We start from the raw sequence: 12,426 nt of genomic DNA, 5'->3' as shown, positions 1-12,426 counted from the left end.
CGCTTGACCGCGAAACGGTGACGTGCGCGATCCTGTGCTTAACGTTCGTTCACTCGGGAGGCAGTGCGATGGGTGTGACCGGTCCGATCCGTGTGGTGGTGGCCAAGCCGGGCCTCGATGGGCACGACCGGGGGGCCAAGGTCATCGCCCGTGCCCTGCGCGACGCGGGCATGGAGGTCATCTACACCGGCCTCCACCAGACCCCGGAGCAGATCGTGGACACCGCGATCCAGGAGGACGCGGACGCCATCGGCCTCTCGATCCTCTCGGGCGCCCACAACACCCTCTTCGCGAAGGTGCTGGAACTGCTCAAGGAGCGCGACGCGCAGGACATCAAGGTGTTCGGCGGCGGGATCATCCCCGAGGACGACATCGCCCCGCTCAAGGAGGCCGGCGTCGCCGCGATCTTCACCCCGGGGGCCACGACGGGCGCGATCGTCGACTGGGTACGGGCCAACATCCGCCCCGCCGAGGCCGCCTGACCCGCCTCGCCCAGGCCCTCACCGGGGCGGCTCCAGCTCCGCCGCCATCGTCGCGCGCACGCGCAGGGTGGCCGCGAGCCGGTCGAACGCCTCCGCCCAGTAGGCGTCGGCCTGCGTCGGATCCACCGGCGCCGACCCCCGGGCCGGGTCGCCGCCCGCCCCGGCGGTCGCGTCCCGCGCGCCCTCGGGCGGGGGCGGGCCGGGGGTCGGGCGGGGCGCGGCGGACGGGTCCAGGCAGCGTTCGGCCAGGCCCATCACCCCGCTGAAGCTCCACGGGTAGCCCCCCGCGTCCCGGGCCGCCGCCAACGCGTCCAACACCGCCTCCCCCAGCGATCCGGCCCACGGCACCGCGCACGTGCCCAGCAGTTGGAATGCCTCCGGCAGCCCGTGCGCCCGCACGAACCCGGCCACCCACACCGCCCGCTCCGCCTCCGGCAGGGTCTCCAACAGCCCGGCCCGCTCGGCCGGCGAGGCGGTCAGCGGACCGGCGGCGACGGGCGCGCCGGGATCGCCCAGCAGGGCCGTCGCCCACACGGCGTTCCGCTGCCGGATCGCGGCCCGGCACCAGCCCGCGTGCAGGTCCGGCCCCCACCGGTCCCCGGTCGCGGAGGCCAGCACCTCGGCCGGGCCGGCCCCGTCGAACCGCTCGCGCCAGCAGTCCAGCGGCGCCGCCTCCACGAGCTGCCCCAGCCACCAGGACCGCGCGCCGCGCCCGGACGGCGGGTGCGGGAGCACCCCGTCGTGCTCCATGCCCGGGTCGCAGGCCGCCGGCGGGACGGTGCCCCCGGGGCCGACGTGGGCCGTGGCGCGGGCCGCCATCCGCGCGGCCAGCGCCGACCCGGGCAGCGCCGACAACAACTCGGCCGCCGTGACGCGCACGTTGCGGCTCCGGTCCGTCAACGCGGCCTCCAGGAAGGGCTCGTCGGCGAGGGAGAGGCCGGTGCGCAGCGCGTCGAGGAACAGCAGCCGGTCCTCGGCCCGTTCGGTGTCCCAGGTCGCCCGCAGCAGCTCCACGGCGGCCGCCGGGGAGCGCCGGCGCACCAGCCCGAGCAGCGCGACCCGTTCCGCGAACAGGCCCTCCCCCCACAGCCGGTGCACGGCCGGCCCGTCCGCCGGGTCCGGCAGTCCCGCGCCCGGGACCGGGGCCCGGGACACGAACCGCCACTCCGGGTTCAGCGCGGCCAGCCACCGGCCGCGCGGCCCGGCCAGGGCCAGGGCCGGGGCCCGCAGGTCGGTGCGGGCCCGCGCCGTCTCCAACAGGGCGGGCAGCAGGGCGGACGGGGCCCGATAGCCGTGGGCCACGGCCGTCGCCAACCACTGCGGCAGCAGCTCCGTGAGGTCCGGGCCCGGGGCGCGGCGGGCGGCGGGCCCGGCCGCGCGGCCCGCGAGCAGGCTCGCGAGCCTGCGGCGCGCGGCCTCGGGCGGCTCGGGCCGGGGGTCGGGCGGTGCGGGCGCGGGGGCGGCGGGCGCGGGGCCCGGGCGCAGGCCGGCCCGGCGGGCGAGGACGAGTTCGGCGGCCGTCGTGAGCAGGGCCCCGGGCTCGGTGGGCGGGCCGGCGCGGCGCCGGTCGGTGCCGAGCAGCGCCGTGCGCACCGCCTCCTCCCACGCGGACGTGGGGGCGGGGTCGACGGGGCCTCGGGGCGGTGTGTGCACGGCTGGTCCCTCCCTGGTGCGGCGATGCGGCGATGTGGTGGTGTGGTGGTGTTCGGCGCGGTGGTGCCGGGGCGGCGGTGGTCGGCCGCCGCCCCGGTCCCGTCGTGGAGTGGCGCGGTGGTGTCAGCTCGCGTGGTTGTCGTCCATCGGAAGTCCCCCCGGGTCGTGGTGTGGTGCGCGTGGCGTGCGGTGTGGTGTGCGTGGTCGGACGCGGTTCAGCTCGCGTGGTTGTCGTCGGACATCCGGATCCCCCGATCGGTGGTGTCCCGGCGGCCCCGCCGGCCCGGTTCGGGGCAGGGCGGGGCGTCCCGCGGCGCGGCGCGCCGCGGGTTGGTGGTGGAGTGGGTGTGTGCGGGTGGTGCGCGGGCGGGTCAGGTGAGGGGCGTGGGCTCGCCCGTCACGGGGTCCCAGACGGTCAGCGGCGTGAGGCCGCGGTGGCCGCACTCCCCGAAGACCGTGACCGGCGCCCCGCCGGAGACGGCGGCCAGCCGCCACAGGCCCGGTCTCGGACGCCCCCCGGCGCCCGTGACCGGCAGCGCGTGGGCGCCGTCGGCGTCGCGTACGTGCCAGCCGAGCGGTGTCGGCACCGGGATCACCGGGCCCAGCACCACCGGCACGGAGTCGAGCCAGGGATCCCGCCGCAGGGCGGATCCGTAGGCGTCGAGGGCCTCCTCGGTGGACACGCCGGTGGGTACGGACGGGTCCACGTCCGGTTCCCCGAACCTCTCGCCGAGGTCCGCCCGCGGTCCGTCCGCGCCGGGACGGCGTCGTACCTCGGCGTCGATCCGGAAGCCCACCGGCAGGGTCAGGGCCGGGAGGCGACCGCCGCCGCCGAAGTCCAACAGGAGTACGGAATCACCCGTGTTGTGGCCGTGCAACCAGATTCTGCGCGTGGTCAGGCGGCCGTCGAGGGACGGGAGGTCCCGTTGGGACAGCACCGACCACAGGTCGCGGACGGCCGGCCCGACGGCCGGCGCGGGCAGTCCCACCCGCGCCCGGACCACCGCCGCCAACGCGGGCGGCAGCGCCTCCCGGCCGAGCCAGGCCCGGGCCAGCAGGTGCGCGGTCGCGCATTCCGCGAGCAGCCGGCCGGGCTCGGAGACCGGCAGCGCGCCCAGGTCACGGACGCGCGCGGCCAGTCCGGGGGCCTGGGCGTCGACCATCCGGGCCGCCGTCCCGGCCCAGTCCCCGGGTCTCTCGGCGGCCCGCCCGGCCAGGCCCTCGCGGACCAGGTCGGCCAGTCGCCGTTCGAGCTCCCGGGCGCCCGCGTCGATCCGTTCCTCGCGGCGTTCAGCCCGCCGCCGGGCCGCCTCCTCGGCCCGCCCGGACCCGGAAGCGGAAGCTCCGGACCGGGTTCGTGATCCCCCCTCGCCGGCGCCCCGGGGCGGCCGGCGCGACGGCGCGTCGACGTCCTCGGAACCGGCGGACAACACGTGTTCCGCCGTCCGACGGACCTGTCGCTCAGTCATGTCGAACACCGTAGGCAGGCCCACTGACAATCCCCCCGGACCCCGCGCTGACCTGCAACGACGTTGAAATGGGCGGGCGTTGTCAGTGGGCCGGCGCATGGTGGTGGAGCGCGGTTCGCACCGGGACCGCCGAGCCCGAGGGGGAGCCATGACCGCGTCCGAGAACGGCAGCCGACCCGACGTGCTGCGCCCGCACGCGGAGCACGCGTACGCGCACGAACTGAAAGCCCTCGACGCCGCCGACGACCGGCCCCGCCCCGAACGGTGGCGGCTCTCGCCGCGCGCCGTCGCCGACTACCTGCTCGGCACCACCCTCCCCGACGGCACCGTGATCACCCCCAAGTACGTGGGGCCGCGCCGGATCGTGGAGGTGGCCGTGGCCACCCTCGTCACCGATCGGGCCCTGCTGCTGCTCGGCGTTCCCGGCACCGCCAAGACCCGGGTCTCCGAGCACCTGGCCGCCGCCGTCAGCGGCGATTCCACCCTGCTCGTGCAGGGCACGGCCGGCACCCCCGAGGAGGCCGTGCGCTACGGCTGGAACTACGCCCGGCTGCTGGCCGAGGGGCCGGGGCGGGGAGCGCTCGTGCCCAGCCCCGTGATGCGGGCCATGGCCGCCGGCGCCACGGCCCGGGTGGAGGAGCTGACCCGGATCCCCGCCGAGGTGCAGGACGCGCTGATCACGATCCTGTCCGAGAAGACCCTGCCGATACCCGAGTTGGGCCAGGAGGTGCAGGCCGTCCGCGGCTTCAACCTGATCGCCACCGCCAACGACCGCGACCGGGGCGTGCACGAACTGTCGGGCGCCCTGCGCCGCCGCTTCAACACGGTGGTGCTGCCGCTGCCGTCGAGCGTGGACGCCGAGGTGGACATCGTGGCCCGACGGGTGGACGAACTGGGCCGGGCCATGGACCTGCCCGCCCTGCCGGCCGGCTCGGCGGAGATCCGGCGGGTGGTCACCCTCTTCCGCGAACTGCGCGAAGGGGTCACCGACGACGGCCGCACCCGCCTGAAGTCCCCCGGCGGCACCCTGTCCACGGCCGACGCGATCTCCGTGGTCACCGGCGGGCTCGCGCTGGCGGCGCACTTCGGCGACGGGGTGCTGCGGGCCCCGGACCTGGCGGCCGGGGTGCTGGCCGCGGTGGTCCGCGACCCGGCCGCCGACGGGACGGCCTGGCACGAGTACCTGGAGACCGTGGTGCGCGAACGGGAGGGCTGGCAGGACCTCTACCGGGCCTGCCGCGAGATCGGCCCCCGGGCATGACGGCGTCGGGCGTGACGACGCACGGCGGGTCGGGGACGGACGGGTCGGCGGCGGGCGGGCCGTGGCTGCTCGGCGTGCGGCACCACGGGCCCGGGTCGGCGCGCGCGGTGCGGGCCGCGTTGGACGCCCTCGACCCGGCCGCGGTGCTCGTGGAGGGCCCGCCGGAGGCCGACCCGCTGCTGGAGTTCGCCGACGACCCGGACCTGCGCCCGCCGATCGCCCTGGCCGCCCACCCGACGGACGAGCCGGGCCGATCGGTGTTCTGGCCCTTCGCCGTGTTCTCCCCCGAGTGGGTCGCGATCCGCTGGGCCCGTGAACGGGGCCGCCCCGCGCGCTTCTTCGACCTCCCGGCCGCCCACACCCTCGCCTGGGACCGCGCGGCGCACGGCGCGGGGGACGGAGACGGGGAGGACGGGGTGCGGGCCGATCCGCTGGGGGCGCTCGCGGAGGCCGCCGGGCACGCCGATCCGGAACGCTGGTGGGAGGACGTGGTCGAGCACCGCGCCGGCCCCGAACACCACCCCCTCGCCCCGTTCCTCGCCGTGGAGGAGGCCATGACCGCGCTGCGCGAACGGGCCGGCGCCCCGGCCGAAGGGGGCCGGGAGGCCGCGCGCGAGGCGCACATGCGGCAGCGGATCCGGGCCGCGCGGCGCGAGTTCGGCCCCGGCATCGCCGTGGTCTGCGGGGCCTGGCACGTGCCGGCGCTGCGCGCCCGGACCACCGTCGCCGCCGATCGCGCCCTGCTCACCGGCCTGCCCCGGGTCCGGCCGCACCTGTCGTGGGTGCCGTGGACCCACCGCCGGCTCGCCCGCTCCGGCGGCTACGGCGCCGGCATCGCCGCGCCCGGCTGGTACGCGCACCTGTTCGCGGCCCCCGACCGGCCCGCGGAGCGCTGGCTGGCCCGGATCGCGGCCCTGCTCCGGGAGCAGGACCTGCACGTGTCCACGGCGCACGTGATCGAGGCCGTCCGCTTCGCCGAGGCCCTCGCCGCCCTGCGCGAGCGGCCCCTGCCGGGCCTGGAGGAGACGCTGGAGGCGGCGCGGGCCGTGCTGTGCGAGGGCTCCGAGCTGCCGCTCGGGCTGATCGGGCACCGGCTCGTGGTCGGCGACGACCTCGGCGAGGTGCCGGCCGCGGCGCCCGCCGCGCCCCTGCGCCGGGACCTGGACCGGCTCCAGCGCTCCCTGCGGCTGAGACCGGAGGCCGGGGACCGGGAGCTCGAACTCGACCTGCGCCGAACCCTGGACGCGGACCGCTCGCGGCTCCTGCACCGGCTGCGACTGCTCGGCGTGGACTGGGCCGTACCGGCCGCGTCCCGGCCCGGCGTCGGCACCTTCCGGGAGACCTGGCGGCTGCGCTGGGAGCCCGAACTGTCGGTGCGGGTGGCCGAGGCCGGGGTGTGGGGCACCACGGTGGAGACGGCGGCCGGGGCCCGGGTCCGGGCCGAGGCGCGGGCCGCCGAGACCCCGGCCGCCGCCGCCGACCTGGCCCGCGCGGCCTTGGCCGCCGGACTCGACGGGGCCCTGCCGGAGGTGCTGGCGGGCCTCGCGGACCGGGCCGCGCTCCACGCGGACGTCCTCGCCCTCGCCGACGCGCTGCCCGCGCTGGCCCGGGCCCTGCGCTACGGCGACGTGCGGGGCACGGACACGGGCGCGCTCGCTGCGGTGGCCGGCGGACTCGCCGAGCGGGTCCGGATCGGGCTGCCCACCGCGTGCGCGGGCCTGGACCCGGGGGCCGCGGCCGCGGCCCGCACCCGGCTGGACGCGGCGCACGGGGCGATCGGTCTGCTCGGAGACCCCGGGCTGGCGGACCGGTGGACGGCGGCGCTGCGGGCGCTCGCGGACCGGCCCGCGGTGCCCGGGACGCTGCGCGGCCGGGCCGTGCGCCTGCTGTGGGACGCGGACGCGCTCGACGCGGACGGGGCCGCCCGCCGCATGTCCCTGGCCCTGTCGCCGGGCACCGACCCGAGCGACGCGGCCGGCTGGATCGAGGGCTTCGCCGACGGCGGCGGCATGCTCCTCGTGCACGACGAACGCCTCACGGCCCTGCTCGACGGGTGGGTGTCGACGGTCCCGGAGCGGGCGTTCACGGAGGCGCTGCCGCTGCTGCGGCGCACCTTCGGCGGATTCCCGCCGGCGGTCCGCCGCGCCCTGGGCGAGGCCGTCCGACGCGGGCCGGGCCGGACGGCTCCGGCGGTGGGCGACGGGATCCCGGCGGGCTTCGCGCCGGCGGCGGGGGAGGACCGCGAGCGGGCGGCGGCGATCGTGCCGGTGGTGCGACTGCTGGCCGGGAGCGCCCGATGAGGCGCGGAACGGAAACGGGGGAGCGCGGCGTGAACGAGGACAGGGACGACGACAGGGCCGGGGTCGGGGCCGGCGCCGGGGGCGGGGCGCGGGTGTCGGAGGGCGAACGGGCCCGACGCTGGCGGCTGGTGCTGGGCGGCGGGGACGCGGACGGCACGGGGCACGTGCCGGCCGGTCGGGACGCCGTCGTGGACGCGGCCCTCGCCCGCCTCTACGACGCCCCCGACGGGGACCCGGCGGGACCCGGCGGATCCGGCGGCGGGCCCGGCGGCGGGGCGCGGGCGGGCGGCACGGGACTTTCGGCCCCGTCGGTCGCGCGCTGGCTGGGGGACGTTCGGTCCTGCTTCCCGACCCCCGTCGTGCGGATCCTCCAGCGCGACGCGATCGACCGGCTGGGCCTGCGGGACCTGCTCCTGGAGCCCGAGACGCTGGCGGTGGTCGAACCCGACGTGCACCTCGTGGGCACCCTGCTCGCGCTGCGGGACGTGCTGCCCGACACCACCCGGGCCACGGCCCGCGAACTGGTCCGACGGGTGGTCACCGACCTGGAACGGCGGCTGGCCCCCGCGACGCGGGCCGCGCTCACCGGGGCCCGGGACCGGAGCGCCCGCACCCGCCGGCCGCGCCCCGCCGACGTGGACTGGGACCGCACGATCCGCGCCAACCTGCGGCACTGGCGGCCCGAGCACGCGACCCTCGTGCCCGAGCGGCTCGTGGGGCACGCCCGGGCCGGGCGCGGGCCCCGCAAGGAGGTGGTGCTGTGCGTGGACCAGTCGGCGTCGATGGCGGCGTCCGCGGTCTACGCGGCGGTGTTCGGGGCGGTGCTGGCCTCGCTGCGGTGGCTGGACACCCGACTCGTCGTGTTCGACACGGAGGTCGCGGACCTGACGGAGTCGATCGAGGATCCGGTGGACGTGCTGTTCGGGACGCGGCTGGGCGGGGGCACGGACATCGGGCGGGCACTCGCGTACTGCGCCGCGCGGATCACGCGCCCGCCGGACACCGTCCTCGTCCTCGTCAGCGACCTGCACGACGGGGGCGCGCGGGACGCGGCGCGCCGGCGGGTGGCCGAGCTGACCGCGGCGGGCGTCCGCGTGATCGTGCTGCCGGCCCTGTCCGACGAGGGCGAACCGGCCTGGGACCGGGAGCACGCGGAGGCCCTCGCGGCGGCCGGCGCCACCGTGTTCGCGTGCACCCCCGACGCGTTCCCGGAGGTGATGGCGGCGGCGCTGGAAGGCGCCGCGGTGCCGACTCCGGCGACATGAGCGCAGGTACCGGGCCCGGCTGGTCGGATCGCACGAAACGCGAGGTGAACCGTCAGGGGATCTGTGACAGGTATCACCGCCCCGGTGTGATCTGCGATTTAGGGACCTACGTCCTGCGGGGATAACCTGCGAGACGGACATGCCGCGTTCACGGTCACCGTGTGCGCTTCCCTTGTGACAGCGCCGTCACGTTGCCCTCCGCGGCACGCCCACGCAGAAAACCGCGAATACTGCGAATCTTTACGACAAGGGACGGACGCGCGTGGACCTGTTCGAGTACCAGGCGAGGGACCTCTTCGCCAAGCACGGTGTACCGGTGCTGGCCGGTGAAGTCATCGACACGCCTGAGGCGGCCCGCGAGGCGACCGAGCGGCTGGGCGGCAAGTCCGTCGTCAAGGCCCAGGTCAAGGTCGGCGGCCGCGGCAAGGCCGGCGGCGTGAAGCTGGCGGCGACCCCGGACGAGGCCGTCGCCCGCGCGACGGACATCCTCGGCATGGACATCAAGGGCCACACGGTCCACAAGGTGATGATCGCCGAGACCGCGCCGGAGATCGTCGAGGAGTACTACGTCTCCTACCTCCTGGACCGCACCAACCGCACCTTCCTGGCGATGGCCTCGGTGCAGGGCGGCATGGACATCGAGGAGGTCGCGGAGAAGACCCCCGAGGCCCTCGCGAAGGTCCCCGTCAACGCCATCGACGGCGTCACCATCGAGAAGGCCCGCGAGATCGTCGAGCTGGCCAAGTTCCCGGCCGAGGTCGCGGAGCAGGTCGCCGAGGTCCTCGTGACCCTGTGGGACACCTTCGTCGCCGAGGACGCCCTCCTCGTCGAGGTCAACCCGCTGGCCAAGGTCGCGGGCGGCAAGGTCATCGCCCTCGACGGCAAGGTCTCCCTGGACGAGAACGCCGACTTCCGTCAGCCCTCCCACGAGGAGCTCGTCGACAAGGCCGCCGCGAACCCGCTGGAGGCCGCGGCCAAGGCGAAGAACCTCAACTACGTCAAGCTCGACGGCGAGGTCGGCATCATCGGCAACGGCGCGGGTCTCGTCATGAGCACCCTCGACGTCGTCGCCTACGCCGGGGAAAACCACGGCGGCGTCAAGCCCGCCAACTTCCTCGACATCGGCGGCGGCGCCTCCGCCGAGGTCATGGCCAACGGCCTGGAGATCATCCTCGGAGACCCGGACGTCAAGTCCGTGTTCGTCAACGTCTTCGGCGGCATCACCGCCTGCGACGAGGTCGCCAACGGCATCGTCCAGGCCCTCGCCCTGCTCGAGAGCAAGGGCGAGAAGGTCGAGAAGCCGCTCGTCGTGCGCCTCGACGGCAACAACGCGGAGCTGGGTCGGAAGATCCTGTCCGACGCCAACCACCCGCTCGTGCAGCGCGTGGACACCATGGACGGCGCGGCCGACAAGGCCGCCGAGCTCGCGGCTGCGAAGTAAAGGGACGAGGTCACAGACTCACCATGGCTATCTTCCTCACCAAGGACAGCAAGGTCATCGTCCAGGGCATGACCGGTGCCACGGGCATGAAGCACACCCGCCTGATGCTGGGCGACGGCACCAACATCGTCGGTGGCGTCAACCCGCGCAAGGCCGGCACCTCCGTCGACTTCGACGGCACCGAGGTCCCCGTCTTCGGCACCGTCGCCGAGGCCATGGAGAAGACCGGCGCGGACGTCTCCGTGCTGTTCGTCCCCCCGGCCTTCGCCAAGGCCGCCGTGATCGAGGCCATCGACGCCGAGATCCCCCTCGCCGTGGTCATCACCGAGGGCATCGCGGTGCACGACTCCGCCGCCTTCTGGGCCTACGCCACCGCCAAGGGCAACAAGACCCGCATCATCGGCCCGAACTGCCCCGGCCTCATCACCCCCGGGCAGTCCAACGCCGGCATCATCCCGGGCGACATCACCAAGCCCGGCCGCATCGGTCTGGTCTCCAAGTCCGGCACGCTGACGTACCAGATGATGTACGAGCTCCGCGACATCGGCTTCACCTCCGCCGTCGGCATCGGTGGCGACCCGGTCATCGGCACCACGCACATCGACGCCCTGGCTGCCTTCGAGGCCGACCCGGACACCGACCTCATCGTGATGATCGGCGAGATCGGCGGCGACGCCGAGGAGCGCGCGGCGGCGTACATCAAGGAGCACGTGACGAAGCCGGTCGTCGGCTACGTCGCCGGCTTCACCGCGCCCGAGGGCAAGACCATGGGCCACGCCGGCGCCATCGTCTCCGGCTCCTCCGGCACGGCGCAGGCCAAGCAGGAGGCCCTGGAGGCCGCGGGCGTCAAGGTCGGCAAGACCCCGACCGAGACCGCGCGCCTGGCCCGCGAGATCCTCGCCGGCTGACCCTCCGGTCACCCTCGCACCACGCGAACGGGCGCGGCCCGCGTCCCCCTCCACGGGGACGCGGGCCGCGCCCGTTCCCGCGTCCGAACGGCCGGGCGGCCGGGCGGGCGGCCGTCCGGACGCCAGGGTGCCGGGCCGTCCGGGCGTCGGGGCGTCGGGGTGCCGGGCCGTCCGGGCGCCAGGCGGTCCGGACGTCCGGACGTACGCCCCCGCCCCGGCGCTCAGCCGACTCGGGGAACCAGCCGGTGCGGCACCGAACCCGGGTCCCGCCGCAGCCGATCCCGCAGCTCAGCGCCCTGCTCGGTGAGCCGCTCCGGCCCGCTGTGCGGGGCCACGCCCGTGACGCTCTCGGCCGGCGAGGGCGGCGGCTCGTAGGCGCGGGGCGCCGTCGCCAGCGTGTACGCCGTGGCCACGGTGATCAGGGCCGTCACCCCGATCACCACCCGCGTCCACCACCGCGCGCGCCGCTCGCACGCGTCGCGCACCACCACCGCCGGCCTCGGCACCAACGGCTCCGCCGGCACCAGCGCCGCCAGCCGGTCCCGCAGCACCGCCGACCGCCGGTCGTCGGGCAGTCCCGCGAGCTCGGGCAGCAGCTCGGCGAGGTCGTCGTGCGCGTTCAGCAGCCGCTGCCCGGTCGTCGGCGTGCTCGCCTCCGTCTCGGCGGCCGTCTCCGGCAGGTCCAGGCCGATCCCGTCGTAGAGCAGCACGGTGCGGCGGTGCACGGGGGCCAGGGTCAGCATCGCCGTCATCAGCGGCGGCGCGGCCCCGGCGGCGTCGGGCCGGTGCGGGGACGCCGGCACGGCCGGGCGGTGCGCGGCCCGCCGCAGCCGGTGCCACGGGGACAACGCGTACTCGTGCACGGCCGCCCGCACCCACCCGGCCGGATCGGGATCCCGCGCCACCTCCGGCCACCGGTCCCACGCGCGCTGGAACGCGTGCTCCACCGCCTCCAGGGCCAGGGCCCGCCGCCCGGTCAGCAGGTACGCCTGCCGCGCCAGGACCGGGGCGGTGGCGGCGTACAGCACGTCGAAGGCGCGGGCCGGGGTCGGCCGGACCCCGCCGGCCGCCTCGGCCGCCGCGCGCTCCTCCACGTCGTCGACCCCGGCGGGCAACAACGGCTCCCCCTCCCCGCGCCGCGCGCGGGCGGGCTCCGGGGCGGGTTCCGGGGCGGGGGGCTCGGGGGGCTCGTGGGTGGCCGTCGGCTTCGGCTCCGGGCCGTACACCGGTCCCTGCCCCTGCCCCTGCCCCTGCCCCTGTCCCTGTTCCTGTCCCCGGCCCTGCGCAGGCGCGGGATCGGGGGTCGGGGCCGGGGCCGGACCGGGTGCCGGGGCGTGGCGTTCGGGCTGGAGGCCGTGCAGGATCCGCAGGTAGGTGTCCCGCTTGCGGCCCCGGGGGCCGGTGCGCCCGTTCTCCCAGTTGCGGACCGTGCTCGGGGTGACCCCGACGGCCGCCGCGATGTCCTCGTGCGTGAGCGCGGCGGCCTCTCGCAGACGGCGTCTCTCCTTGGGGGAGGGGAGCGTGAGATCCGAGGGTGTGTCGACGCTCTGAGTCATCTCACACTCCCGCAACCAGGGCGAAAAAGTACATAACCGTATATTGGGCGACACAACGGCCGATTGCTTGTTACCCGATCTCAGCGCGTGT

At 76.5% G+C, this 12,426-nt stretch carries 9 protein-coding genes; 6 read left to right on the top strand and 3 right to left on the bottom strand.

Going from position 1 to position 12,426, the window contains the following annotated elements; all coding sequences use genetic code 11:
* Positions 1–68 precede the first annotated feature (68 nt).
* Positions 69–482, top strand: a complete 414-nt coding sequence (locus tag ACN20G_RS08925) for a cobalamin B12-binding domain-containing protein (RefSeq protein WP_424212209.1) — start codon at positions 69–71, stop codon at positions 480–482.
* A gap of 18 nt (positions 483–500) precedes the next feature.
* Here ACN20G_RS08925 and ACN20G_RS08920 read toward each other — a convergent pair whose 3' ends face one another.
* Both ACN20G_RS08920 and ACN20G_RS08915 read right to left on the bottom strand, forming a co-directional pair.
* Entirely contained in the window at positions 501–2,135 is a 1,635-nt protein-coding gene (locus tag ACN20G_RS08920) for a DUF5691 domain-containing protein (protein WP_424212208.1), read from the bottom strand.
* A gap of 371 nt (positions 2,136–2,506) precedes the next feature.
* The gene (locus ACN20G_RS08915) at positions 2,507–3,604 is read right to left on the bottom strand and encodes a hypothetical protein (RefSeq protein WP_424212207.1); all 1,098 of its coding nucleotides are present in this window, start codon (positions 3,602–3,604) and stop codon (positions 2,507–2,509) included.
* Between the two features lie 148 nt (positions 3,605–3,752).
* Here ACN20G_RS08915 and ACN20G_RS08910 point away from each other — a divergent pair, with 148 nt between their 5' ends.
* The 5 genes from ACN20G_RS08910 (at position 3,753) to sucD (ending at position 10,779) form a co-directional block, all read left to right on the top strand.
* Entirely contained in the window at positions 3,753–4,865 is a 1,113-nt protein-coding gene (locus ACN20G_RS08910) for an ATP-binding protein (RefSeq protein ID WP_424212206.1), read from the top strand.
* Positions 4,862–7,165 (top strand): DUF5682 family protein, encoded by a 2,304-nt coding sequence (locus tag ACN20G_RS08905; protein ID WP_424212205.1) that lies wholly within the window; start codon positions 4,862–4,864, stop codon positions 7,163–7,165. The genes ACN20G_RS08910 and ACN20G_RS08905 overlap by 4 nt, the downstream gene beginning before the upstream one ends.
* Positions 7,166–7,194: 29 nt before the next feature.
* Complete coding sequence (locus ACN20G_RS08900) at positions 7,195–8,430, top strand: VWA domain-containing protein (protein ID WP_424212204.1); 1,236 nt, start codon at positions 7,195–7,197, stop codon at positions 8,428–8,430.
* Between the two features lie 262 nt (positions 8,431–8,692).
* Positions 8,693–9,871, top strand: a complete 1,179-nt coding sequence (gene sucC, locus ACN20G_RS08895) for an ADP-forming succinate--CoA ligase subunit beta (RefSeq protein WP_424212203.1) — start codon at positions 8,693–8,695, stop codon at positions 9,869–9,871.
* 23 nt (positions 9,872–9,894) lie between these two features.
* Positions 9,895–10,779 (top strand): succinate--CoA ligase subunit alpha, encoded by an 885-nt coding sequence (sucD, locus tag ACN20G_RS08890; RefSeq protein ID WP_424212202.1) that lies wholly within the window; start codon positions 9,895–9,897, stop codon positions 10,777–10,779.
* A 221-nt stretch (positions 10,780–11,000) separates the two neighbouring features.
* Here the strand turns inward: sucD and ACN20G_RS08885 are convergent, their stop codons facing one another.
* Positions 11,001–12,335: a helix-turn-helix domain-containing protein gene (locus ACN20G_RS08885; protein ID WP_424212201.1), complete on the bottom strand. Its 1,335-nt coding sequence runs from the start codon at positions 12,333–12,335 to the stop codon at positions 11,001–11,003.
* Positions 12,336–12,426: the final 91 nt, after the last annotated feature.

Source organism: Streptomyces dryopteridis (assembly GCF_049606955.1).
GTDB lineage: Bacteria > Actinomycetota > Actinomycetes > Streptomycetales > Streptomycetaceae > Streptomyces.
This window is presented reverse-complemented; position numbering and strand designations above follow the sequence as displayed.

Bases quoted from the DNA above. Each gene is read 5' to 3' on its own strand.
- ACN20G_RS08910 (WP_424212206.1), top strand. From the start codon at position 3,753: ATGACCGCGTCCGAGAACGGCAGCCGACCCGACGTGCTGCGCCCGCAC.
- ACN20G_RS08925 (WP_424212209.1), top strand. From the start codon at position 69: ATGGGTGTGACCGGTCCGATCCGTGTGGTGGTGGCCAAGCCGGGCCTC.
- ACN20G_RS08905 (WP_424212205.1), top strand. From the start codon at position 4,862: ATGACGGCGTCGGGCGTGACGACGCACGGCGGGTCGGGGACGGACGGG.
- sucD (WP_424212202.1), top strand. From the start codon at position 9,895: ATGGCTATCTTCCTCACCAAGGACAGCAAGGTCATCGTCCAGGGCATG.
- ACN20G_RS08915 (WP_424212207.1), bottom strand. From the start codon at position 3,604: ATGACTGAGCGACAGGTCCGTCGGACGGCGGAACACGTGTTGTCCGCC.
- ACN20G_RS08885 (WP_424212201.1), bottom strand. From the start codon at position 12,335: ATGACTCAGAGCGTCGACACACCCTCGGATCTCACGCTCCCCTCCCCC.